The following is a 22,543-nucleotide window of genomic DNA, read 5'->3' as shown; positions in this document are numbered from 1 at the left end:
AGAAGCCTATGCCTTATAAAGAACGCCTGACCGTACTCCACGAAGCAGAAATTAACGATTTATATGGCGTTCCCAGCCTGTCACTGGAAGAAAAACGTATCAGTTTTACTCTGAATGATCTGGAGCAGGACGTTATTAAATCCATCAGGGATCGCAATCATAAATGCTATGCTATTGCTCTGCTGGGTTACTTTAAGATCAAGCCCATTCAGCTCAATCCGGCCTACAAGGAATTGAAAGCAGATCTCACCTTTATTGCTGAAGAATATTTCCCTAAATTTAAAGTCCCTCGCTTCAGTGTTAGCAATAAGCAGAAAACACGTATCTACGACAAGATTATAAACCTTCAGGGATTCAAAACATGGTGTGTGGAATAACATCAGGAACCTCTCATTACCTATTTGCAACAGGTTGCTAAATCCTGGATTGAGCCGCGCTTTTTATTTGATGCCTGCACCGAATACTTAGCTCGAAATCATACAGGAATCCCTAAATATACCGTGCTTCAGCGAATTATCAGTCAGGTAATAAAACAGGAACGTAAGCGACTTTCTGATCTATTAAAGACAACCATATCAGATGAATTAGCTACTAACTTGGCTGAGTTAGTTGATGGAAAAGGTATGCTAACCGTTAAAGAACTTAAGCAGGCGGCGAAAAGTTTTAATGCTCCAGAATTGGAGAAAGAGTTGAACGTCAACAAGTTGATTCAGCCCTGGATGGATGAAGTTAATCAAGTGGCCTCTGCTCTATCACTATCGCAACAAAACCGACTGCACTATGCGACGATGGTTGATTACTACTCTATAACCAAGCTTAAACGCTTCGACCGTGTCACGCAGCAGCTTTATTTACTTTGTTATCTTCAGGAGCGGGTACAAATCAATATTGAACGTTTGGCTTATGGGTTTATTTATCATGTCCGAAAGTTACGTGAAAAAGCTAAAGCGTATGCCAAGGAAATGGCCTATAAAGATTGGGATGGCGCGGTAGTAAATATTAGCAAAGCCGCTGAATTATTATACTTTTTTATTGACGACACCATTGATGACCATGTGTCATTTAGACAAATAAAACAACGGGTACAAGGCTTGCTTGGAGCACGGTAAATAGAATCACTGTGCTTGTATCTGAAGAAACAAAAACGCACGAAAAATGATTACATCTGGGAATTTTATGATAAGCAGCGTGAACTGATTCAGCACTTAATACGCCCCATTTTTTTATGCCTGACCTTTGAAGGATCAGACAATACACAGGCTTTATCTGCACAATTAAATAGAATGAAAAAAGAGTTGTTAGGTGCTGGTGAATTAGCATCGTCAGATCGACGATTGATTCCAGCCAAACACCAATTGTATGTTATCAATATTGATAACAACGTACTCTCTGAGCGTTACGAGTTGATGCTGTATTTATCAGCTCAAAATAATCTTGGTGGGAAACTCTTTATACCAACGGCTATCAAATATCGTGCATTACACGATGACCTTGTTGGAGATATCCCCTGGGCACAGAAAGACAAGCTACTTAAAGGTTCCATGCTAGATAGCATGAATACAGAGCCTGCCCAGCGGGTTAAATCGATGGAGAAAAAGATGAACGATAAGCTGCAACGGGTTGGCCAGCGCATTGATGATGGCGACAATCGAAATGTGGTATTGCGTAATCGCTCAGAAAAAATTCAATGGAGGTTGCCGTATTCAGGCACAAAATCGGCTTTAAACAATCCCTTTTTCGATCGTATGAAACCGATTAACATTGCCGATGTATTACGCTTCGTTCATCAGGAAACAGGATTTTTAAAGCACTTTGAGCATGTTCGCCAGGTACAGTCCGGACAGAGTGATCATTTGAATGATTTACTGGCGGCTCTCATTGGCAATGGAACCTATTATGGCCTACACGGCATGGCCAGAATCTCTGATAGATCATATGATCATCTACGCACAGTACAGGCCAATTATTTGTGACCTGAAACGCTAAACTTCGGCAATGATGCAATTAACGATGCGACAGAGAAATTATCAATCTTCAAGCATTACAATATCCAAAAAGGACTCATTCATGCCAGTGCTGACGGGCAAAAATTCGAATCATGGTTAGAGACTTTTAAAACTCGCTATTCATCTAAATATTTTGGCACGAATAAAGGACTAACATCGATGAACTTGATTGCCAATCATGTAGCCTTGAATGCCCAGATTATTGGTTCCAATGAACATGAATCTCATTTTATTTTGGATCTGCTTCATAACAATACCTCGGAGATTAAGCCGGATATTTTGTCAACGGATACGCACGGCGTTAATCATGTTAACTTTGCTTTGCTGGACCTGTTTGGCTATATATTTGCGCCGCGCTATGCTCAGTTTGGAACCGTGATATCAGATCTTTTTGATGTAAATGAGGGAGAAGACAATAAGGCAACGCTCTCATTAAAAAAGCCTATTAATACAGAATTAATTATCGATGAGTGGGATACGATACCGCGCATTATTATATCACTACAGCAGAAGACGATAACGCAGGCGACCCTTGTTAGAAAGCTTTCTGGCTATAGTCAAAACCACCCCTTGCTGAAAGCTTTAACTGAATATAATCGTATGCTCAAGGCCATGTACTTACTGGACTATATTGATGATGCCAGTTTAAGAACTTATGTACAGCGAGCCTTGAATCGTGGGGAAGCTTATCATCAATTACGGCGTGCTATTGCACATGTGAATGGCAATCGTTTCCAGGGAAAATCAGACGATGAGATTGTCTTGTGGAATGAATGCGCGAGGCTATTAACCAACGCCATTATCTATTTTAATTCGCTGATACTGACGCGATTACTTGAGCATTTTGAGGGGGAAAGTGACGATAAGAAGTTGGAAATTATTAAGCAAGTTTCGCCAGTGGCTTGGCATAACATCAATTTGAACAAAACCTACTAGATTTGGATGAAATTATGCAATCAATCGTGCTTAATGAAAATTAAGCCACCTCTGTAGGCCTTGTGGGGTATGGGCTGTAGAGATAAGTGTCACTTTAGGACGGAATGTCCCCAGAACCCCTCTTTCAAGTCTCTGTATGCGTTCTTTATTGGGGTGCCTGTCAGCTCCGCATACTCATTTGCATCCAGATGCAGTTTCTTGCCAAGGGGTTTCCTGGGATCGACTTTTGAAAGCAGACACAGTACTACCCGCTTCTCGATAAGCTCTAATCTGTAGCTGGCTTCCACCAGATGATTAGATTGCGTTACCTTCAGTTTCAGGCGTTTTTCTCTTTCCTCCGACATCTCGTCATCCTTTCTCTTGTGTACGGATTATTATTATGTACACTCTTCCTGATGGTGTACACTTTTTATTTCTGCACCCCATACCGCTTTCTTGTACACATATACCGTCTCCTTCCAGATTACCCCTCTGCCCTTTTCTTCCTTTACCGCTTTTATGTACACTTACCACCGTCTTTTTGTACACCCCTGATTCCTTAAACTGTGGAGTAAACCGCTTTTTTGTACACCTAAAGCCTCATAACTCTTTGATATAACTAAATTATTCTACCTTTAAAAACATTTAAAAACACTTAAAAACAAGAATAATAAGGCCTTACCCTGTGGATAAGTCACCACTACGATCCCACTACGGGGTTCTGGGGACATTCCGTCCTAAAGTGACACTTATCTCTACAGCCCATACCCCACAAGGCCTACAGAGGTGGCTTAATTTTCATTAAGCACGATTGATTGCATAATTTTATCCAAATCTAGTAGGTTTTATTCAAAGCTAAAGCTGTAAGTTCCGTTTAAATTGGGGTTCTGGCTCTAGCGGATTTCAGACCAGCAATTGTTCTTTCGCGTATAAGTTCTCGTTCAAACTCAGCCAATGCCGCAAAAATACCAAATACAAGCTTACCAGCTGCTGTTGTCGTGTCGATGTCGGCTCCTTACCCACTAAGCACCTTGAAACCTACACCGCGCTCAGAAAGGTCTTGAACAGTATTAACCAAATGCCGAAGGTCACGGCCTAATCGATCTAGTTTCCATACACTTAAGGTGTCTTCTTCTCCCGGGGATTATGCGTTCTTACATGGACTGACAAGACGCCTTAATAAGGGGCGAAGCCCCTTGCTCATGCAGGGGTATCCCCAATCTTCCGCGTTCCTTCGTCACTTGTACAAGCAAGGTGGTCCCCCTCCCCTTTTCGGAACGAGTCCATTATAAATTAAAGTAAATATAGTATTTATGCTACACACAATAAATACATTAAATAAAGTATTTACTTTACATACACTAAATACTTTATTTAATGTATTTACGTTATTTATTATCAATACGTTTATTGACTAGGAGGTATGAATGATCATCCTTTTTGGCGGAGAGAAAGGCGGAACGGGCAAGACCACCATAGCGACCAATGTTGCTACTTGGCTGGCTAATTATGGCAAGGACGTGGTTTTGGTTGATACAGACAAACAAGGAACTGCTTCGCGTTGGGTTGCTCGGCGGAATGAATATTATCCTGACCACCCTAAAATCCACATCAGTAGACAGACCGGAAACGTCTTCCAGGCTGTTCGTGACCTAGCTACCCGATATGAAGAGGTTGTAATAGATGCTGGAGGCCATGATTCTGAGGAACTTCGTACAGCTATGGTTGCATGCGACAAGCTCTATGTCCCTCTCAGGGCCAGCCAGCCAGATATCGAGACCACGGTTCACGTTTCTGAGCTGGTGAAGCTGGCCAAGAGCTTTAACCCTAGTATTAATTCTTATGCACTAATTTCTCAAGCGCCTACAAATCCTTTCGTAACTGAACGGCAGGAAGCAGAAGAGGTTCTATCAGAACTCGAAGAGCTGGTTATGGCCAAGCAATTTATACGTGATAGAAAGGCGTACCGTGATGTAATGGCAGATGGTTTGGGAGTTGTTGAGGTTTCAGGGAAGGGTAGGGCGGAAATGCAGCTTCTTTGTCAGGAGATTTACGGCGAAGAACTTCTGAATGCCGAGGTGACCTGAAATGCCAAAGAAACATAGTTTAAGACTAGCTTCAAAAAGCGATCTCAAAGATATTGATGCAGATGCTTTGGACGCTTTTGGTAAGGGTGCAAGCACAAAATCTCTTGAGGCTGAGCGTGCGACTACCAAGAAAAAAGAACCCAAGGCCAAAGAACCAACGGAGCCCAAGGCTAAAGAAGGACGCGGTCGCCCTAAGTTGCCTATCAAGGAAAAGGCTGTAAGAAAGACATTTTCCATGCAGCCTTCTAATTTTGCGTTGCTCGATCAGTTGATCGACAAGGGTATGGACGCTCGGCTTCGTATCAACAAAAGTGATCTAATCGCCGCTGGCCTTCATGTTCTTAGGGATATGTCCCTTAAAGATTTTGCCAAAGCTATAGATTCAGTAAAGAAATAGTATTTACGGTAAATACTAATATTATCGCTTTTGATTGCACGGTTTTGATCAAGAAACAGAATAAAGAGTTTATGAATAAACGTTTTTCACATGTGAAACATTGAGTTGATTATCTGACTTAATCTAATCAATATTTTGTGTTTATTGAGTAAATTAACTGCTATAATTTACTCATGGTGGATATGGGAAAGCCCTGACTGGCCTAATTACATCTTACGACGCTTCCGCTTTCTCGAATCGGGTCGAGGACTTCTATCGTTCTGCCGAACGCCTTTCTGGTCGTATCGAGGGCATGCTAATCAATACCAGTCTGATGCCGCTATTGATCTTATGTTGTCCGAGGCGATCACGACCAGCGCCATCGAGGGCGAGACACCGGATCGTGATTCCGTTCGTTCTTCCTTGCTTAACCTTGTGGGTGTTGATGCCGCTTCGCCGAACTCTGATGAAAAAGCGTTTGGCGCTGCAATGCTGGTGGTCGATGTCAGAAAAAAATGGGATCAACCCTTGACCCATGAATTGCTTGGCGGCTGGCAGACGATGGCTTGCCCAGAGGATAGAACCAGTCTAGCTCTGCGTGGTATGTATCGTGGTGATGCCATGCAGATCGTCAGCGGTCCGTATGGTCGTTGGAGGGTCCATTACGAAGCACCGGCTGCCAAAGATGTCCAAGGGGAAATGAGCCGCTTCCTTGATTGGTACAACAACACCAACCAAGCTAAAAAAATGCGCCGGAGATTTCTGGCCCGGTCCGTGTGGCGGTTGCCCATCTATGGTTTGAATCCATTCATCCTTTTGAGGACGGCAATGGTAGGGTAGGGCGTGCTATATCTGATCACGCTCTCTCTCAATCGCTTGGACGCCAGACGATTGCTTGTCTGGCGACAGCGATCAATGATGGCCGCAAAAGCTATTATGCCGCGCTTGAACAAGCCCAGCGTGGCAACAGCCTGAATATAAACCCTTTCGTTGATTACTTTACCTCGACTGTAAACAAGGCTCAGGACATTGCTAGGGACGAAGTAGATTTTGTTCTCAATAAAGCCCGGTTCTACGAAGCTTATACTGAACGATTGAACGGGCATCAGGCCAAGGCGATAGCGCGGGTATTCGCAGAAGGTCGAAAAGTTTTTGCTGGCGGGCTGTCCGGGAAGAATTACATGTCTATTACCAAATGCTCGCAAGCAACGGCCACGCGAGATCTTGCAGGGCTGCGGGATATCGGCGCGTTGGTATCTCATGGCGCGGGTCGTAGTACGAGATACAGTATTTCTTTTCCAGAACCACAAAATACGGATTTTTTTAGCCGTTTTACAAAAGGAGAAATTAATATGGATGAGCTTAACCAATCATCAAACCTAGAGCGGGAAGCACTTGAAGAGCGCATAAGCTCGCTTATGGAGCCCAGCGATTAGGCTCATTGTGGCTGGCCTTCGCTTGCATCCCTTTCCATTGTTTGGTTGACCTCAATAATGTCTTTTTTCAAAGCGTCCAGTAACGCTTTCTGTGTTGTGTGCTTGCCACGCAGTGCTTCTAACACGGTCATATCAACCGAATCGATGATGGCTAGATGGTGAATAAAAACGGGCTTTGTCTGGCCTTGACGGTGAAGCCTGCCATTTAGCTGTTGGTATAGCTCCAACGACCAGGTTAACCCGAACCAAACGATAATATTTCCGCCGTTCTGTAGATTTAACCCGTGTCCGGCGCTAGCGGGGTGCGCCAATAGTATCGGTATTTTTCCAGCGTTCCAACGGTCGATAGTGTCAGCGGCGTTGCCAATATGTTCACCCTCGGGGAATCTCTGACTTATCCGGGCAAGATCAGATTTATAGTTGTAGGCGACAAGAACAGGTTGACCAGCCGCTTCTTGAATAATTTCTTCCAGCTTGGTTTGCGCTTCCTTGGCCCACTTGCTGGACAATAAAAGCCTTCTGTGCGGACAGCACAACGTCTACCAGGGCGTACCCATAACTACCGGAGAACGCCGCGCAGGCGGCTCCAGAAACGCCAGAATGGAAGGGGAGGGGGACCGGGCAAGCCGATCCCTGTCACCCGCCCTAATCTCATGCCGTTTATCCTTGAGATAATCGGCCAGTATGGCTTTGGCCGTATCTTCCACCGTCAAACCAAACCGCAGGCCGTCGAAGTGGGACCTATAACCAGTCTCTGATATAAACCAGGCATCTAGGTCTACCGCGTGAAACGAGAATTGAGCGGTTCCCTGGCTGCCAAACTCGACCAGGACGCGCATACCATCAGCGACAACAACGAATGTCCCTTTCTGACCCCACTTAGGAATAGCCCCAATATCAGCCTTACAATGGCTCTCAACCACGTTACCAGGTGAATCAAAATCCGCGTTACACACCAAAGAAGGTGCCACCGTTCATCTTCCAGATAACCGCCTCATACCGGGCCATAGCAGCGGCAGCCCCTTCGGGAACCTCAGCCAGAACAGCATCGTGCAGGTCATCCACGGCACCGGCGGCTAGCTTGGCTGCTTGTTCGTCTCTCTTGTCCATTATCGCCACACGATGGCCCCAGCTTTCGCCGGGGCCACTCCTATCAGTCGATAGCGCCAAGGATCGCGGCAGCTTCCGCGTGATCAAGGGCGTACTCTCTCAGGAAGTGATAACGGTCAATCAAGGCGTCACCCTCGGTCGTTGCCCTGGGCTTCGGCTGCCAGGTGTCCAAATGCGAACAGCGTGGCTACGATCCCAGCCGCATCAGCCGACATAGAACCAGAAAGCCAGTTACCGGCAACCTCAATGTGCATATCAGTATCAATAGCCGGGGCCATGTAGGGGTTTTGCGCCCATCCCCTCGAAATTAACCTTAAGAGTGTTTTTCAACCAATCTCATAAGTTATGATGATGAAAATCAACAAGAATGGTTGCCCGTCATCAATAAACCAACAACTAAAAGGATTCAAATCCTAAGTGAATCCGAAATAAACGAGCTTTACGCTCTTCCCAACTTTAGCCGTACTGAGAGAGAAGATTACTTCTCTCTTGATAATGAAACTAAAAAACTTGTCAATGGGTTAAGACGGTTAGAAACACGAGCGTATTTTATTCTACTTCTGGGGTACTTTAGATCACGACCTATCATCTTCAATTTTTCATTCTTTGATGTTGTTGGAGATCTGGAGTACATCCAAAAGCAGTATTTCAATGGCCAAGACATTTCAACGGTTGATTTATTACCAACCACAAAAACTAAATTGATTAATAAGGTGCTTAAATATACGGGGTATTCTGCATACCAGACTAGATTGCATAAGTCAGCACTAATCAAAAGACATCAATAGATGTAGTCAAAATCAATCTTGAGCCTAGATATGTGTTTGATGAGTGTATTGCCTACTTTGGGCAAAATAGGCTAGCGTTAGCCGGTTACACAACACTGCAAGATACCATCTCGCAAGTGCTAACAAATGAACGAAATCGCATTGAAAAACTCTTATACGAAAATCGGGTCTAACTACAAAAGCGGTAAAATAACGCCAGTTCATCAGCGTAACTAATTGAATACATTGAAATACTATACAACCTTTTAAAAGATTAACTATTTCAACGATCTTCTCGGGTATGCCATAATCGTAACACGTAGACGTTTGAATCAAGGATCTCGTAACGAAGTTCATATTCGCCAACCAAAATCCGCCTAACCTCACGTGGTTCGAACTGAAAGAGTTGCTCTCCAATGCGAGGGTTGGTTAACAGAATGGTCGGAGCTTGAGTCAGAGCTTGTACTGTCCTCGCTGTTGCGGATTTGTTAACTAAAGCTAGAAATTCATATAAACGCGTCAAATCAGATAGCGCCTTGCTGGTCCACTTAAGCTCCATCAACGTGGTACCGGTAGTTCTTGAGCAGTATCGAGACTATCAGCCCAAGCTTGCACAGCTTGGTGATCGATAGTTTTACCAGCGTCGACATCTGCTAACGCTTCCTGGGTCAGGCAATCACGCTCCTCTTCCTGAGCGAGCCATGCGGAAAGCGCTTGCTTCATTATCCAGCCACGTGAACGTTCAAGTCGAGCTGCCATCTGATCTACTTTGTCGGCCATCGGTAATGGTACGTGTGCGGTGAGTACCTTAGTTGCTGCTTGTGTCATGCTATCCTCCACATGTCGATTCACACTTATTCAATCTGATTTGAATTTAATCGTAGTGATTTATCTTGAATCAGTCAAGATAGTGTCTAGCTTGGATTAGACTCTAACTTTACATATTGCATAGGTATAATGATGAAAGGGCAAAAAATTGGGTATGTCCGAGTAAGCTCACTTGAGCAAAATGAAACTCGTCAGTTAGAAGGCGAAAAGCTAGATCGCATTTTTACTGATAAAGCATCAGGCAAGGATACCAATCGCCCTCAATTGCAAGAATTACTACAGTTCGTCAGAGACGGGAGATACTGTATTTGTGCATAGCATGGATAGGCTGGCTCGTAATCTTGATGACTTAAGGCTGTTAGTCAAAAAGCTCACCAATAAGGGGTTCTGGGGACATTCCGTCCTAAAGTGACACTTATCGCTACAGCCCACGCCTCATAAGGCTTCTAGAGGTGCCTTAATTTTCAAAATCACTGCAATATCCCAATTATAGTAATATTCCGGCTTTTACGAGAAGCCTATGCCTTATAAAGAACTCCTGACCGTACTCCACGAAGCAGAAATTAACGATTTATATGGCGTTCCCAGCTTGTCACTGGAAGAAAAACGTATCAGTTTTACTCTGAATGATCTGGAGCAGGACGTTATTAAATCCATCAGGGATCGCAATCATAAATGCTATGCTATTGCTCTGCTGGGTTACTTTAAGATCAAGCCCATTCAGCTCAATCCGGCCTACAAGGAATTGAAAGCAGATCTCACCTTTATTGCTGAAGAATATTTCCCTAAATTTAAAGTCCCTCGCTTCAGTGTTAGCAATAAGCAGAAAACACGTATCTACGACAAGATTATAAACCTTCAGGGATTCAAAACATGGTGTGTGGAACAACATCAGGAACCTCTCATTACCTATTTGCAACAGGTTGCTAAATCCTGGATTGAGCCGCGCTTTTTATTTGATGCCTGCACCGAATACTTAGCTCGAAATCATACAGGAATCCCTAAATATACCGTGCTTCAGCGAATTATCAGTCAGGTAATAAAACAGGAACGTAAGCGACTTTCTGATCTATTAAAGACAACCATATCAGATGAATTAGCTACTAACTTGGCTGAGTTAGTTGATGGAAAAGGTATGCTAACCGTTAAAGAACTTAAGCAGGCGGCGAAAAGTTTTAATGCTCCAGAATTGGAGAAAGAGTTGAACGTCAACAAGTTGATTCAGCCCTGGATGGATGAAGTTAATCAAGTGGCCTCTGCTCTATCACTATCGCAACAAAACCGACTGCACTATGCGACGATGGTTGATTACTACTCTATAACCAAGCTTAAACGCTTCGACCGTGTCACGCAGCAGCTTTATTTACTTTGTTATCTTCAGGAGCGGGTACAAATCAATATTGAACGTTTGGCTTATGGGTTTATTTATCATGTCCGAAAGTTACGTGAAAAAGCTAAAGCGTATGCCAAGGAAATGGCCTATAAAGATTGGGATGGCGCGGTAGTAAATATTAGCAAAGCCGCTGAATTATTATACTTTTTTATTGACGACACCATTGATGACCATGTGTCATTTAGACAAATAAAACAACGGGTACAAGGCTTGCTTGGAGCAGGGGAAATAGAATCACTGTGCTTGTATCTGAAGAAACAAAAACGCACGAAAAATGATTACATCTGGGAATTATTATGATAAGCAGCGTGAACTGATTCAGCACTTAATACGCCCCATTTTTTTATGCCTGACCTTTGAAGGATCAGACAATACACAGGCTTTATCTGCACAATTAAATAGAATGAAAAAAGAGTTGTTAGGTGCTGGTGAATTAGCATCGTCAGATCGACGATTGATTCCAGCCAAACACCAATTGTATGTTATCAATATTGATAACAACGTACTCTCTGAGCGTTACGAGTTGATGCTGTATTTAGCAGCTAAAAATAATCTTGGTGAGAAAATCTTTATACCAACGGCTATCAAATATCGTGCATTACACGATGACCTTGTTGGAGATATCCCCTGGGCACAGAAAGACAAGCTACTTAAAGGTTCCATGCTAGATAGCATGAATACAGAGCCTGCCCAGCGGGTTAAATCGATGGAGAAAAAGATGAACGATAAGCTGCAACGGGTTGGCCAGCGCATTGATGAGGGCGACAATCGAAATGTGGTATTGCGTAATCGCTCAGGAAAAACTCAATGGAGGTTGCCGTATTCAGGCACAAAATCGGCTTTAAACAATCCCTTTTTCGATCGTATGAAACCGATTAACATTGCCGATGTATTACGCTTCGTTCATCAGGAAACAGGATTTTTAAAGCACTTTGAGCATGTTCGCCAGGTACAGTCCGGACAGAGTGATCATTTGAATGATTTACTGGCGGCTCTCATTGGCAATGGAACCTATTATGGCCTACACGGCATCTCTGATAGATCATATGATCATCTACGCACAGTACAGGCCAATTATTTGCGACCTGAAACGCTAAACCTCGGCAATGATGCAATTAACGATGCGACAGAGAAATTATCAATCTTCAAGCATTACAATATCCAAAAAGGACTCATTCATGCCAGTGCTGACGGGCAAAAATTCGAATCATGGTTAGAGACTTTTAAAACTCGCTATTCATCTAAATATTTTGGCACGAATAAAGGACTAACATCGATGAACTTGATTGCCAATCATGTAGCCTTGAATGCCCAGATTATTGGTTCCAATGAACATGAATCTCATTTTATTTTGGATCTGCTTCATAACAATACCTCGGAGATTAAGCCGGATATTTTGTCAACGGATACGCACGGCGTTAATCATGTTAACTTTGCTTTGCTGGACCTGTTTGGCTATATATTTGCGCCGCGCTATGCTCAGTTTGGAACCGTGATATCAGATCTTTTTGATGTAAATGAGGGAGAAGACAATAAGGCAACGCTCTCATTAAAAAAGCCTATTAATACAGAATTAATTATCGATGAGTGGGATACGATACCGCGCATTATTATATCACTACAGCAGAAGACGATAACGCAGGCGACCCTTGTTAGAAAGCTTTCTGGCTATAGTCAAAACCACCCCTTGCTGAAAGCTTTAACTGAATATAATCGTATGCTCAAGGCCATGTACTTACTGGACTATATTGATGATGCCAGTTTAAGAACTTATGTACAGCGAGCCTTGAATCGTGGGGAAGCTTATCATCAATTACGGCGTGCTATTGCACATGTGAATGGCAATCGTTTCCAGGGAAAATCAGACGATGAGATTGTCTTGTGGAATGAATGCGCGAGGCTATTAACCAACGCCATTATCTATTTTAATTCGCTGATACTGACGCGATTACTTGAGCATTTTGAGGGGGAAAGTGACGATAAGAAGTTGGAAATTATTAAGCAAGTTTCGCCAGTGGCTTGGCATAACATCAATTTGAACGGAACTTACAGCTTTAGCTTTGAACAAAACCTACTAGATTTGGATGAAATTATGCAATCAATCGTGCAAAATGAAAATTAAGCCACCTCTGTAGGCCTTGTGGGGTATGGGCTGTAGAGATAAGTGTCACTTTAGGACGGAATGTCCCCAGAACCCCTCTTTCACGGCGTATGCCGCGTTCGGTGGTTGATTGTTGACAGTTTGGCTGACGTGAGGAAGCCATTTAGATGGCATGCGAGCCAATGGCGAGCATTCCTTTTTTATCTGTTATCCACAAATTTGCACGGATAATTACAGGTAGTAATTTATAGGTAAAAGATTAAAGGCAAACCTTACAGGTTTAGGGGGGGCCAATATAACGCGCCAAGGGGGTCCGATTTAATGCGAATAAGTACCAAAAGGGGGGCCGATTTAACTCAAATAGGGGGGGCCAATATAACGAGGATAAGTCTCTGTATCCACAAGCTTATTCACATGCCATATAGATATATGGGTTACGGCTTTCCAATCGAGAAGAGGGACAAGTAACCCAAGCAGGAGGGGTCCGATCTAACGCACATAACAGAGGACTAGGGGGTCTGATTTAACGCACGTTTCTGAGGACTAGGGGGTCTGATTTAACGCACGTTTCTGAGGACCGGGAGTCCGATCCTACGCGCGTTGTCAGAAAGGGGGGGTCCGATTTAACGCACCATTTTATTCCTATACGGGATCGGAGGAGGTGAATACATCAGCATAAGACCTCCTGTGACCTGTTTAACCTTTGCTTCTGGGTACACGGTTAGAGCCTTTTTTAAGGCGGGAAGAAATTTCTTCCCGCCTCTGGACCACTATACTCCTGGGCAAATTGTTCCCTTAAAGATTTCCAATGCAGTATCACCGGCCTACCTTCAATCCGATGAAGACGATGGGCAAGCCATGTATACACATCTAGCGCCAATGCTGACCCTTTTAATGCCAGCATTGCCCGATTATCTAGTGGTACGGCACTTTCGATCAGCGAATCATAATAACTACTCGACAGCACGAGCACACCAGGCCAAAGTGTCCGCTGTGGGTCTTCATGGTCAGATAGCCATGCATCAAATTGCCTTATCGGCTCACCATTGTAAGTACGCCCCTTGAAACCAAGCTGCAAACGACAAGCAGCCAATGCATGCATTTGTTTTCGTAGTGTTGTATATCTCCCGCCTTGCCGATCCATTCCCATCAAACGTAGAAACTCAGCCGCACTATCTCCTATGGAGATCTCCTGGGACTTGTTTCTTACAGCGTAGGTAGAAAGCCAAGCTAAGGCGAGTCTGGGCATAACTCCATAGGGTACAAGCTGCTGCACGGGACCCTTACCTTCATCCAACCAACCAGCCTGAATGTTTACCCATGCAGATCCAGATTGCCGCATAAACTCCCTACCATCAACCTTAGATCTTGGTAGCCCTACTTGGCACAGCACGGCATGGGTAAACGCCATGTCTTCACCCGTGGGGGGATCTGACGCGATCTGAGCCGAACTATCCAGCAATTTATTCTCTTGCTTTGTGAGAATGAGTCCTTCACTCATGGCTTTCCCCTGGCGCTGTCTACACAAGCTTTTAGTAATGGTAACGGCACTGTGCGATATACAGCGCCTCGTCTGTTGGTTTGTAAACTAAGCGGTTCTCTTTATCGATCCTGCGCGACCAGTAGCCTGTCCACTGGTGGCGGAGCGGTTCAGGATCGCCTATTCCCTTGAAAGGGTGTCGAAGAGTATCCTTGATAAGCGTGTTTACACGCTTGAGAGTTTTTTTATCTGTGGCTTGCCAGTACAAATAATCCTCCCATGCGTTGGTAGACCACGATAAAATCATTCTTCAATCAAGTCCTTTTCTGCTGCTTCACCCGCTTCGATTTCATTGACAGATTCAATTAAACGAGCTGCATTCTTAGGACTGGCCATCAGATGGGCTGTCTCTTCATATGAATTGAAATCTTCTACAGAGATAACAATCGCTGGCTTCCCGTTCTGGCGTGTAATCAGAACGGGCTTATGATCTTCATTAACCTGGTCTAAGGTACTCGCCAAATTGGAGCGGAAGGTTGAATAACTCATAGTGTCCATATAAATCACCTCTCTTAATAGGTACTTAATATTGTACTTGTACATAAATAAGTACGCAATGGAAGAATGAAAAAATTATCTGCGGGGAGAGAGGGTTACACTATGCAGGTCTCGAGGATCTGCATAGTGTAACCCGCTTCAAAATAAGGCTAATTGGCCTGTAGTGTCGTTCGTGGTGTGTTTGATTATCGCCTCGGCTACGGCTTTTTTAACGATAGGATGATCAGCCGGTTTTGGCTGTTCTGGTAGATCTCTCCTGGAGTAATGACAGACAGTTGACCACTCGGCAGGATCGCCCAGTGTGTTACCGCGATATGAGACCAGTTCGCCCAGCTGGAATTGATGAACAAACAGTCCGGAAAGCACCTGTACAGGAAACATTCGGGCACAGCGCCGGTCTATGTCGATCCCGGTAAGAGAGACCCAGGCCAAAGACTCCGGCCCATGCTTCTGATGGATGATATTCAAAGCGGCTAATAACATTCCGCCAGCACCAACAGTAGGATCATTGATTCGAACAAGGCGTGGTTTTCTACCTCCACATTGTCGTATACCAAAAACTAAATCCAAATGCTCCATAAAGCGGTGCGGCACTGGTACAGTTCGGTATTTCGGTAATTTAACTCTTCCCTTATTGTCTCTCTTCCTTTTCTTTAGGCTTCTAAAAACCACCTGGACTTCATCGACAAGTACCCGGCTAGGAACTAGCTCTAAAGCTTCTAAAAGCCGACACCCTGTATAGTGAAGGGGTTTAGGGCGGTTAAAGTAGACACTTAGGATAAAATGCCCTGAGAGCCACGTAATCTATGCCCCCTAAAAGTAGACAAATACTCGCAACACTTAAAAATTGGTCACACGGCCACGCGATCGGGAAGCTGGAACTGTGACCATCGATAATCTGCTTGGCTGAATCAACCAGGCGCTGATAAACCCCCTTTGATGAAAGAGTGGTTTCAACCAAAAAAACTATTGCCCTGCAATATGTTTTCCCTGGCTCGGTTAATGGCCTGCCTACCGGCAGCAACCGAGTAATCTTCTGGAGAATTAGGGGAGAGGTTGCGGGCTATCCGGTCCGGGTCTATGACCTCGTAGCCGTCTTTTGAGAATCGAGCTGTTGTTGTACTTTTACCGCTTCCATTCGGGCCAGCGACAATAACCATCACCGGCCCCGTTTCATCCGTACTCATATACTAGACACTTTTCTTTTTAGCCTGGGAAGATTCGATATGCTCTAAAACCTCTGTTCTACCATCCGGCCAGCGTCTAATTACCTGGCGCTTTTTCTTGTCCCAACCAACGGTAGGCCGCCCCTGGCGGTGAGTTTCAGCAGCGGCTTTGTTGCCTACCTCGTCGCAGTTTTTACCGATCTGGGTAAAATCGATCATAAACACACCTGTAAGAAATCAAGTCTTATTACTTTTTTGAAACTCAAAAAAATATTTTAGTCTCAGTGAGTCTTTCCGTTAGGCCGATGCCAGCTTTAATTGCTGGTACTCCTCCAAATTAACAACTTTCTTGGCCTGCCATAGGTCGTAATTGTCCTGCATCAGCAACCAGCTTTCCGGCGAGCGGCCCAGCACTACAGACAGCTTTAAGGCCATTTCAGAGGAAAGCCCGGTTTTCTCATTAACTAGGCGACTTATCAGGCCGGTGCTGACTTTCAGCTGTCGGGCCAGCGCATTGGAGCCAATATTATTAGGCTCCAGATACACTCGCTTGATAAACGCCCCTGGGTGCATGGGGTTATGTTGTTCAATGCTCATCAGTGGTAATCCTCATAATTCACGATATAGGCGTGGCCATTTTCAAACTCAAAAACAGCTAGAAGATGTCATCTCCGATATACGCCAACAGCGTGACCAGTTCCAAAAGGAAGCAGCAAACTTACCGGCAGAAACAACAAAGAAAAAGAAAACCACAAAGCCTAGTTAAGCTTTTAGTTACCCCATGCCTCTGTCACAATTTGGCGCTTTTCATCACCAACAACCTGCAATCAGCAGGCAAGCAAAAAATGAAGAAACTATTGCGACTAGTCATACTCCTTTTCACGCTGAATTCGGTCATAGATTTCTTCACGGTGTACCGCTACTTCCTTTGGAGCGTTTACACCAAGTCGCACTTGGTTCTCTTTCACACCCAATACAGTAACGGAAACTTCATCACCTACCATCAAGGTTTCTCCGATCCGTCTAGTTAAAATAAGCATCCTTTCATTACCTCAATTTATAGTGCATATTTCCGTTAGGCTCTTTAACTTACCTTTCAGCTCATGTAGCCGATAATCTGGCTTATCCATATCTTCAACGGTTGTGGCCGCATGTAAGAGCGCCAGTCGGTCGCTAATCTTTGTAGCATGAGCAGATTGAATACCTGCCGTGCTTCCTTTGGTAAAGAACTTTTCTAGTCCTATAGGTCTCACTATTTTGATTCACGCGACTTGACTGAAGTCGATACGCTCTAGCTGATCGGCGTCAACTACCTCCCGAGCTTTCCAAAGATCGTAATTGTCCTGCATCAGTAACCAGCTTTCAGCGGATCGGCCAAGAACTGCCGACAGCCTTACGGCCATTTCCGGTGATACATCTGACTTCCCTGCAAGCAATCGGCTAAGGGTGCTCTTAGAGACTCCAAGCTCACGCGCAATGTTTGCCGCTGTAACTTCCTTGAATGGCTCAATGTAGGTGCGTTCAATCATTTCGCCTGGGTGCGGTGGATTAAATTGTCGAATAGCCATTAATGATAGTCCTCATAATTAACAACGTAAGCGTCGCCTTTTTCAAACTTAAAAACAATTCGCCAGTTACCACTAACATCAATTGCCCAATGACCTGCCAACTTCCCCTTTAACTCATGAAGGCGATAACCGGGAAGATCCATATCTTCGACACAGGTTGCAGTATGCAAAAACGTAAGACGATCTTGAATCTTGGTGCTGTGTGCGGCTTGAATACCCGCAGTGCTACCGGCCTCAAAAAATAATTTAAGCCCTTTATGCTTAAATGTCTTAATCATAAGTTGACTTTCAGTATGGCATAAAGGTGCGCGATGCGCAACCCGTGACTTTGTATCACCCCTCCCAGGCATCGGCTACGAGTTGGCGCTTTTCTTCACCCACCACCTGTAAATAGATTTCAGTGGTTTTGGTATCGGAATGCCCCATGAGCTGTGATAGTACATGAAGTGGCAATGGCTTCTTGGCTGTGACCATTGCAACCCCAAAGCCATGACGTAGCCCCTTCCCAGTTGCCTGCTTGCCGACGATGCCGGCACGATCCATCACCCGTTTGACCAGGCGGTAGGCCGTGGGCCGACTCATCGGCCATAAGCGGTTATCCAGGCCCCGGTTTCGCTTTAGCCTAGCGCGCAGATCAAACACTAGGTCAAGATGCTCTATGAAAGATTGTGGCACCGGCACAGTGCGGTACTGCGGCTGTTTCTCCCGGCCCCGACTATCAAACCTCCGTTTCTTTAACGACCGATAAACAATCGATTGTTCCTCGATCAATACCCGGCGCGGTATTAATTGTAACGCTTCAGTCGGTCGGCAGCCGGTAAAATGGAGTAACTGGCAAAACATGCGATCATTAGGTTCTTCCTCGTCGAGAGCGGAGAGGAAAGTGTCCCCTCTCCGAGGCGGTGAGGTACAAACGCTCTCCGGTGGGACTTAAAGAGGCGCATTTCTGGTGAAATTTCATTCTCTGGCATGGCGAATCAAAATATAAGAGAAATGATTCAGGCATGGAAAACCAAGAAATAGCTCCTGAAATGCGCTTGTTTAGCCCGACAGGTGAACGGCTTTACCTTAATGCTCAGGAGCGGGCCGCTTTCCTCTCCGCTCTCGACGAGGAAGAACCTAATGATCGCATGTTTTGCCAGTTGCTACATTACACGGGGTGCCGCCCCACTGAAGCTCTCCAGTTGGTGCCAGCCCGAGTGCTCATTGAAGAGCAAGCCATTGTCTACCGGAGTTTAAAAAAACGTAAGGTCGATGGGCGTGGACGAAAGAAGTTGGCGCAGTACCGTGCCGTGCCTGTACCGGCAATTTTAATTGAGTACTTAGATTTGGTGTTTGATCTGCGTGCTCGCAAAAAGCGCGGCAAGGATTTAGAACAGCCGCTATGGTCGATGAGCCGGCCCACGGCCTACCGCTTGGTAAAGCGGGTGATGAGGCACGCAGGGGTCACCGGCAAGCAAGCTACAGGCAAAGGATTAAGGCATGCGTTCGGGGTTGCAATGGTCACCGGCGAAAAACCGTTACCCCTACATATATTGGCGCAAATCATGGGGCATTCAGACACCAAAACCACCGAGATATATTTACAGGTGGTGGGCGATGAAAAGCACAAGCTGGTCATGGAGGCCTGGAGTGACCAGAGGGAACACTAAGGCCCTGGATAAAGTTCATCAAACCCCGTGACTTTACCCACCGCCATGCGCTCACGCGCCCTTGCGTCACTGCGTTCCGCCCCTGGCAATACTGGCTGTTGAAAGAATAAAAAGAGAGATGCAAATGGTTAAAAGAATATTGATCGCAGCAGTTGGAACAATGTTGATTGGTAACTCAGCGTTAGCGGCTAAAACACTATGGCAGTGTCTATCCCTCAGAGATACGCAGTATTTATGATGGTGATACGTTTAAAGTAATTATCGATGAGTGGCCGGCTATTGTAGGCGACAAGATTAGCGTTAGAGTGGCGGGGGTTGATACTCCAGAAATGCGTGGGCAGTGCGAACGGGAAATCAAGCTGGCGCGTCGAGCCAAGAAGCACACCGTGGCTTTCTTACTATCCGGTGGGCGAGTAGAGCTTAGAAACATTAAGCGAGGCAAATATTTTAGAATTGTGGCTGATGTTTACGTCGATGGTAAGAGTCTCACCAAATCACTACTCAATGCTGGCCTGGGCTACCCCTATGGCGGCAAAAAGAAAAAAACATGGTGTTAAAGCTAGTGATGCCAGGGGCGGAACGCAGTGACGCAAGGGCGCGTGAGCGCATGGCGGTGGGTAAAGTCATCGGGGTTTGATGAACTTTATCCAGGGCCTTAATTAAATCAAAATAGGTGGTGAGTCCGTTGTATATACACTTGACATATGCAGCATGATAATCGATAATGTATATACAATTTGGATATGTCGAGGTAATGGGTCATGGCACAAGCAACGATTTTTACAAACAACAAAAGTCAGGCGGTTAGAATCCCGAAAGCTCTTGAGTTCCCTGATGGGGTAAAAAAGGTGAATGTGATTCTTATGGGTAACGCGCGATTGATTGCACCTACGGAAGAATCTTGGAATAGCTGGTTTGATGGTGAAGGTGTGACGGCTGATTTTATGGCCGAACGTGAGCAGCCCGCCGACCAAGAGCGAGAAGCGTTTTAATGCTGAAATACCTACTAGATACCAATATCGTGATTTACACGATGAAGAACCGCCCAGCCACAGTGCGAGAAGTGTTTAATGCAAACGAGGGCCAGTTAGCCGTTTCTTCAGTGACCCTAATGGAGCTGTTTTACGGCGCGGAGAAGTCTAGCAATCCAGCAAAGAACACCCGCACAATTGAAACTTTCGCAGCTCGACTAGAGATACTGGACTATGACAGTGCAGCGGCACAGCATACCGGCCAGATTCGGGCAGAGTTGGCCAAGGCGGGGCGGCCCATTGGCCCCTATGATCAGATGATTGCGGGCCATGCCCGTTCACTGGGTTTGATAGTGGTCAGTAATAATGTGGGTGAATTTGAGCGTGTCCCAGGATTACGTTTAGAGAATTGGGTTAAGTGAAGAAAAAAGGGGAGTTATTATGGGTTACCGGACATTAATTAAGAGCTTTGACCATCATGTTGATGCATGGCTTGATGAGTTTTTTGGCGGTCAAGATAGTATTGTAATTAATACCACTGAGCTTGAAGCCGACGAGTTTTTAGACGATGAAATAATTGATATCTTCAATTCGCTAGAGGATCGGGGGGGGATTACTTTTCTTTACCACGAAAACGGGCCGGATTTTATTGATATACGCAGAGGGCTAGTTCCTACTGACGAAGGTTCTTTGTCATGACCTTCCCCCCATCTTAATACCAAGACTTGGATGAGATAATTCATTCTAAGCGGCCCTATTCACAAAGGCCACAGGTGACAAATAATTTAATGCGCTATGAGGCCGCACGTGATTGTAGTGCTCTCGCCATTGATCAATTTCATGTCTAGCGTCATCAATGGACCTGAACCAATGCTGATTTAAGCATTCATTTCTGAATTTACCGTTTAAGCTTTCTACAAACGCATTCTGAGTAGGCTTACCTGGCTGAATAAAACCTAGCTTAACGCCACTTTCTTTTTGCCAGTAGAACATCGCCTTGCTAGTAAACTCAGTACCGTTGTCGCAGATTATTTGATCCGGAGCGCTCCTTAGCTCAATCACCTGAGTTAAAAAACGAGCGACCTGGTGACCATTGATCGAGAAGTCAGAGAGCTGGCCAATAATTTCTCTTGAGTAATCATCAATCACATTAAATACTCGAAAGCGGCGACCATTAGCCAACTGATCACTGACAAAATCCATTGACCAGCGTATATTTTTACCAATGGGCATAATCGTTGGCATTCTTGGTCGTATTATCTTCTTGCGTTTTTTAGTCCTCACTTGAAGACCTTCTTCGTTATAGACTCGGTAGGTCCGCTTCTTGTTTTTCACAAGCCCCTCTCCTCTCAGGAGGCCATGTAAAAACAAATAACCATAACTCGGATGCTTTTTTGCCAGCTCAAGTAACCGTTTGCGTAGAGGCTCATCTTTTCCCCATTGAGTAACGTACCGAAAAGCGGTTCTACTTAAGCCTACTAATAGGCAAGCTCTACGCTCACTTAATTTGAACCGCGACTTAAGGTAGCTCACGATTTGTTTTCTATCAGCAGGCTTTACCACTTTTTTGAGAGCACATCCTTCATCGCCTCAGCTTCAAGCATTTTCTCGGCAAGTAACTTCTTAAGCTTGTTATTTTCGCTTTCAAGCTCTTTGAGCCGTTTGGCTTCTGAGACATCCATCCCGGCGTATTTGCTTCGCCAGTTATAAAAGCACCCGGTTGAAATGCCGAACTGACGACAAATGTCATCAACTTTTACCCCTGACTCATGCTGCTTGATGGCACCAATAATTTGCTCTTCTCTGTAACGCTTCTTCTTCATCTTGAGATCTCCTAATACACAGACTAATTGGAAATCTCATCCTTGTCATGGCTCTATTTCTGGGGGAAAGGTCAAATTGAACCACTATTTTTGTCATCTAGGGCTTTTTTAAGCTCTTCGTCACTAACGTATCTTGATGCTTTAGTCATTGCTGAAAGTAATGTAGATTCAACAAAATACTTAGGGGGCTTCGTACTCTTCTTATCTATTGTTAGTTTATCTATAGAAGCGCTTAGCGCTTCCTTTATGTTGGGGTTCTGGGGACATTCCGTCCTAAAGTGACACTTATCGCTACAGCCCACGCCT

General features: G+C 44.8%; 30 protein-coding genes and 5 pseudogenes. 13 read left to right on the top strand and 22 right to left on the bottom strand.

Annotation, left to right across the window (positions count from 1 at the left end; all coding sequences use genetic code 11):
- Positions 1–8: 8 nt before the first annotated feature.
- Positions 9–2,986, top strand: a pseudogene (locus tag MN084_RS14585) (Tn3 family transposase).
- 45 nt (positions 2,987–3,031) lie between these two features.
- Here the strand turns inward: MN084_RS14585 and MN084_RS14580 are convergent.
- Positions 3,032–3,286 (bottom strand): replication initiation protein, encoded by a 255-nt coding sequence (locus MN084_RS14580; protein WP_241085981.1) that lies wholly within the window; start codon positions 3,284–3,286, stop codon positions 3,032–3,034.
- A gap of 521 nt (positions 3,287–3,807) precedes the next feature.
- Positions 3,808–4,050 (bottom strand): annotated as a pseudogene (locus tag MN084_RS14575) (recombinase family protein); the annotation flags it as partial.
- Positions 4,051–4,348: 298 nt separating this feature from the next.
- Here MN084_RS14575 and MN084_RS14570 point away from each other — a divergent pair.
- From MN084_RS14570 to MN084_RS14555, 4 genes are all read left to right on the top strand, one after another.
- Complete coding sequence (locus MN084_RS14570) at positions 4,349–5,008, top strand: division plane positioning ATPase MipZ (RefSeq protein WP_241085982.1); 660 nt, start codon at positions 4,349–4,351, stop codon at positions 5,006–5,008.
- A 1-nt stretch (position 5,009) separates the two neighbouring features.
- Positions 5,010–5,405 carry a hypothetical protein gene (locus MN084_RS14565; protein ID WP_241085983.1) on the top strand — a complete coding sequence of 132 codons (396 nt, stop codon included), beginning with the start codon at positions 5,010–5,012 and terminating at the stop codon, positions 5,403–5,405.
- A gap of 135 nt (positions 5,406–5,540) precedes the next feature.
- Entirely contained in the window at positions 5,541–6,224 is a 684-nt protein-coding gene (locus MN084_RS14560; protein ID WP_330178134.1) for a DUF4172 domain-containing protein, read from the top strand.
- Positions 6,161–6,820 (top strand): Fic family protein, encoded by a 660-nt coding sequence (locus tag MN084_RS14555; protein WP_241085985.1) that lies wholly within the window; start codon positions 6,161–6,163, stop codon positions 6,818–6,820. The genes MN084_RS14560 and MN084_RS14555 overlap by 64 nt, the downstream gene beginning before the upstream one ends.
- A gap of 2 nt (positions 6,821–6,822) precedes the next feature.
- Here the strand turns inward: MN084_RS14555 and MN084_RS14550 are convergent, their stop codons facing one another.
- Genes MN084_RS14550 through MN084_RS14530 form a run of 5 tightly spaced genes read right to left on the bottom strand, consistent with a single transcriptional unit; the run spans position 6,823 to position 8,184 of the window.
- Positions 6,823–7,329 carry a helicase-related protein gene (locus MN084_RS14550; protein ID WP_445083836.1) on the bottom strand — a complete coding sequence of 169 codons (507 nt, stop codon included), beginning with the start codon at positions 7,327–7,329 and terminating at the stop codon, positions 6,823–6,825.
- 30 nt (positions 7,330–7,359) lie between these two features.
- Entirely contained in the window at positions 7,360–7,791 is a 432-nt protein-coding gene (locus MN084_RS14545) for a hypothetical protein (RefSeq protein ID WP_330178133.1), read from the bottom strand.
- Positions 7,769–7,930 carry a hypothetical protein gene (locus MN084_RS14540; protein ID WP_241085987.1) on the bottom strand — a complete coding sequence of 54 codons (162 nt, stop codon included), beginning with the start codon at positions 7,928–7,930 and terminating at the stop codon, positions 7,769–7,771. The genes MN084_RS14545 and MN084_RS14540 overlap by 23 nt, the downstream gene beginning before the upstream one ends.
- A 43-nt stretch (positions 7,931–7,973) precedes the next feature.
- Entirely contained in the window at positions 7,974–8,054 is an 81-nt protein-coding gene (locus MN084_RS14535; protein ID WP_241086076.1) for an antirestriction protein, read from the bottom strand.
- A gap of 4 nt (positions 8,055–8,058) precedes the next feature.
- On the bottom strand, positions 8,059–8,184 hold the full coding sequence (locus MN084_RS14530; protein ID WP_241085988.1) for an antirestriction protein: 126 nt from the start codon (positions 8,182–8,184) through the stop codon (positions 8,059–8,061).
- A 117-nt stretch (positions 8,185–8,301) separates the two neighbouring features.
- Between MN084_RS14530 and MN084_RS19885 the strand changes: the two genes are divergently transcribed.
- A complete protein-coding gene (locus MN084_RS19885; RefSeq protein ID WP_445083835.1) occupies positions 8,302–8,718 on the top strand; it encodes a DUF4158 domain-containing protein in 417 nt (138 codons plus the stop codon).
- Between the two features lie 262 nt (positions 8,719–8,980).
- On the opposite strand, the gene MN084_RS14525 is transcribed toward MN084_RS19885, so the two are convergent.
- Complete coding sequence (locus MN084_RS14525; RefSeq protein WP_241085989.1) at positions 8,981–9,256, bottom strand: type II toxin-antitoxin system RelE/ParE family toxin; 276 nt, start codon at positions 9,254–9,256, stop codon at positions 8,981–8,983.
- Entirely contained in the window at positions 9,256–9,525 is a 270-nt protein-coding gene (locus MN084_RS14520) for a CopG family ribbon-helix-helix protein (RefSeq protein WP_241085990.1), read from the bottom strand. The genes MN084_RS14525 and MN084_RS14520 overlap by 1 nt, the downstream gene beginning before the upstream one ends.
- A 132-nt stretch (positions 9,526–9,657) precedes the next feature.
- On the opposite strand from MN084_RS14520, the pseudogene MN084_RS14515 reads away from it, so the two are divergent.
- Both MN084_RS14515 and MN084_RS14510 read left to right on the top strand, forming a co-directional pair.
- Positions 9,658–9,910, top strand: a pseudogene (locus MN084_RS14515) (recombinase family protein); the annotation flags it as partial.
- A gap of 135 nt (positions 9,911–10,045) precedes the next feature.
- Positions 10,046–13,040 (top strand): annotated as a pseudogene (locus MN084_RS14510) (Tn3 family transposase).
- A 602-nt stretch (positions 13,041–13,642) separates the two neighbouring features.
- On the opposite strand, the pseudogene MN084_RS14505 reads toward MN084_RS14510, so the two are convergent.
- The 12 genes and pseudogenes from MN084_RS14505 to MN084_RS14450 all read right to left on the bottom strand — a co-directional run bounded on the left by MN084_RS14505 (position 13,643) and on the right by MN084_RS14450 (position 18,634).
- Positions 13,643–14,520 (bottom strand): annotated as a pseudogene (locus MN084_RS14505) (replication protein RepA).
- 31 nt (positions 14,521–14,551) lie between these two features.
- Positions 14,552–14,806, bottom strand: coding sequence for a Txe/YoeB family addiction module toxin (locus MN084_RS14500; protein ID WP_241085992.1), 255 nt, complete (start codon positions 14,804–14,806; stop codon positions 14,552–14,554).
- Positions 14,803–15,057, bottom strand: coding sequence for a type II toxin-antitoxin system Phd/YefM family antitoxin (locus MN084_RS14495; protein ID WP_241085993.1), 255 nt, complete (start codon positions 15,055–15,057; stop codon positions 14,803–14,805). Before MN084_RS14495 ends, MN084_RS14500 begins: the two co-directional genes overlap by 4 nt.
- A 138-nt stretch (positions 15,058–15,195) precedes the next feature.
- On the bottom strand, positions 15,196–15,540 hold the full coding sequence (locus MN084_RS14490; RefSeq protein ID WP_241085994.1) for a hypothetical protein: 345 nt from the start codon (positions 15,538–15,540) through the stop codon (positions 15,196–15,198).
- A gap of 470 nt (positions 15,541–16,010) precedes the next feature.
- Complete coding sequence (locus MN084_RS14485) at positions 16,011–16,244, bottom strand: AAA family ATPase (protein ID WP_241085995.1); 234 nt, start codon at positions 16,242–16,244, stop codon at positions 16,011–16,013.
- Positions 16,245–16,247: 3 nt separating this feature from the next.
- On the bottom strand, positions 16,248–16,442 hold the full coding sequence (locus MN084_RS14480; RefSeq protein ID WP_241085996.1) for a hypothetical protein: 195 nt from the start codon (positions 16,440–16,442) through the stop codon (positions 16,248–16,250).
- A 78-nt stretch (positions 16,443–16,520) separates the two neighbouring features.
- Entirely contained in the window at positions 16,521–16,820 is a 300-nt protein-coding gene (locus MN084_RS14475) for a HigA family addiction module antitoxin (protein WP_277400178.1), read from the bottom strand.
- A 266-nt stretch (positions 16,821–17,086) separates the two neighbouring features.
- The gene (gene csrA / locus MN084_RS14470) at positions 17,087–17,263 is read right to left on the bottom strand and encodes a carbon storage regulator CsrA (protein ID WP_241085997.1); all 177 of its coding nucleotides are present in this window, start codon (positions 17,261–17,263) and stop codon (positions 17,087–17,089) included.
- A 12-nt stretch (positions 17,264–17,275) separates the two neighbouring features.
- Complete coding sequence (locus MN084_RS14465) at positions 17,276–17,476, bottom strand: type II toxin-antitoxin system RelE/ParE family toxin (RefSeq protein WP_241085998.1); 201 nt, start codon at positions 17,474–17,476, stop codon at positions 17,276–17,278.
- 9 nt (positions 17,477–17,485) lie between these two features.
- The gene (locus MN084_RS14460) at positions 17,486–17,791 is read right to left on the bottom strand and encodes a HigA family addiction module antitoxin (protein WP_241085999.1); all 306 of its coding nucleotides are present in this window, start codon (positions 17,789–17,791) and stop codon (positions 17,486–17,488) included.
- A complete protein-coding gene (locus MN084_RS14455; protein WP_241086000.1) occupies positions 17,791–18,069 on the bottom strand; it encodes a type II toxin-antitoxin system RelE/ParE family toxin in 279 nt (92 codons plus the stop codon). Before MN084_RS14455 ends, MN084_RS14460 begins: the two co-directional genes overlap by 1 nt.
- Positions 18,070–18,124: 55 nt before the next feature.
- A complete protein-coding gene (locus MN084_RS14450; protein WP_241086001.1) occupies positions 18,125–18,634 on the bottom strand; it encodes a tyrosine-type recombinase/integrase in 510 nt (169 codons plus the stop codon).
- 161 nt (positions 18,635–18,795) lie between these two features.
- On the opposite strand from MN084_RS14450, the gene MN084_RS14445 reads away from it, so the two are divergent.
- The 5 genes from MN084_RS14445 to MN084_RS14425 all read left to right on the top strand — a co-directional run bounded on the left by MN084_RS14445 (position 18,796) and on the right by MN084_RS14425 (position 21,113).
- The gene (locus MN084_RS14445) at positions 18,796–19,443 is read left to right on the top strand and encodes a tyrosine-type recombinase/integrase (protein WP_241086002.1); all 648 of its coding nucleotides are present in this window, start codon (positions 18,796–18,798) and stop codon (positions 19,441–19,443) included.
- Positions 19,444–19,772: 329 nt separating this feature from the next.
- Positions 19,773–20,000, top strand: coding sequence for a thermonuclease family protein (locus MN084_RS14440; protein ID WP_241086003.1), 228 nt, complete (start codon positions 19,773–19,775; stop codon positions 19,998–20,000).
- Between the two features lie 204 nt (positions 20,001–20,204).
- On the top strand, positions 20,205–20,435 hold the full coding sequence (vapB, locus tag MN084_RS14435) for a type II toxin-antitoxin system VapB family antitoxin (RefSeq protein WP_241086004.1): 231 nt from the start codon (positions 20,205–20,207) through the stop codon (positions 20,433–20,435).
- Positions 20,435–20,836, top strand: coding sequence for a type II toxin-antitoxin system tRNA(fMet)-specific endonuclease VapC (vapC, locus tag MN084_RS14430; protein WP_241086005.1), 402 nt, complete (start codon positions 20,435–20,437; stop codon positions 20,834–20,836). The genes vapB and vapC overlap by 1 nt, the downstream gene beginning before the upstream one ends.
- Before the next feature lie 19 nt (positions 20,837–20,855).
- Positions 20,856–21,113, top strand: a complete 258-nt coding sequence (locus tag MN084_RS14425) for a hypothetical protein (RefSeq protein WP_241086006.1) — start codon at positions 20,856–20,858, stop codon at positions 21,111–21,113.
- 45 nt (positions 21,114–21,158) lie between these two features.
- Here the strand turns inward: MN084_RS14425 and MN084_RS14420 are convergent.
- A protein-coding gene (locus tag MN084_RS14420; RefSeq protein WP_330178132.1) for an IS3 family transposase occupies positions 21,159–22,237 on the bottom strand; the annotation gives its coding sequence in 2 pieces (ribosomal slippage) (positions 21,159–21,985 and positions 21,985–22,237; 1,080 coding nt in all).
- Between the last annotated feature and the right edge of the window lie 306 nt (positions 22,238–22,543).

This window comes from Candidatus Vondammii sp. HM_W22 (genome assembly GCF_022530855.2).
Classification (GTDB): Bacteria; Pseudomonadota; Gammaproteobacteria; order Chromatiales; family Chromatiaceae; genus Vondammii.
Note: the sequence above shows the minus strand (reverse complement) of the source record. Positions and strands in the feature narration are given on the sequence as shown.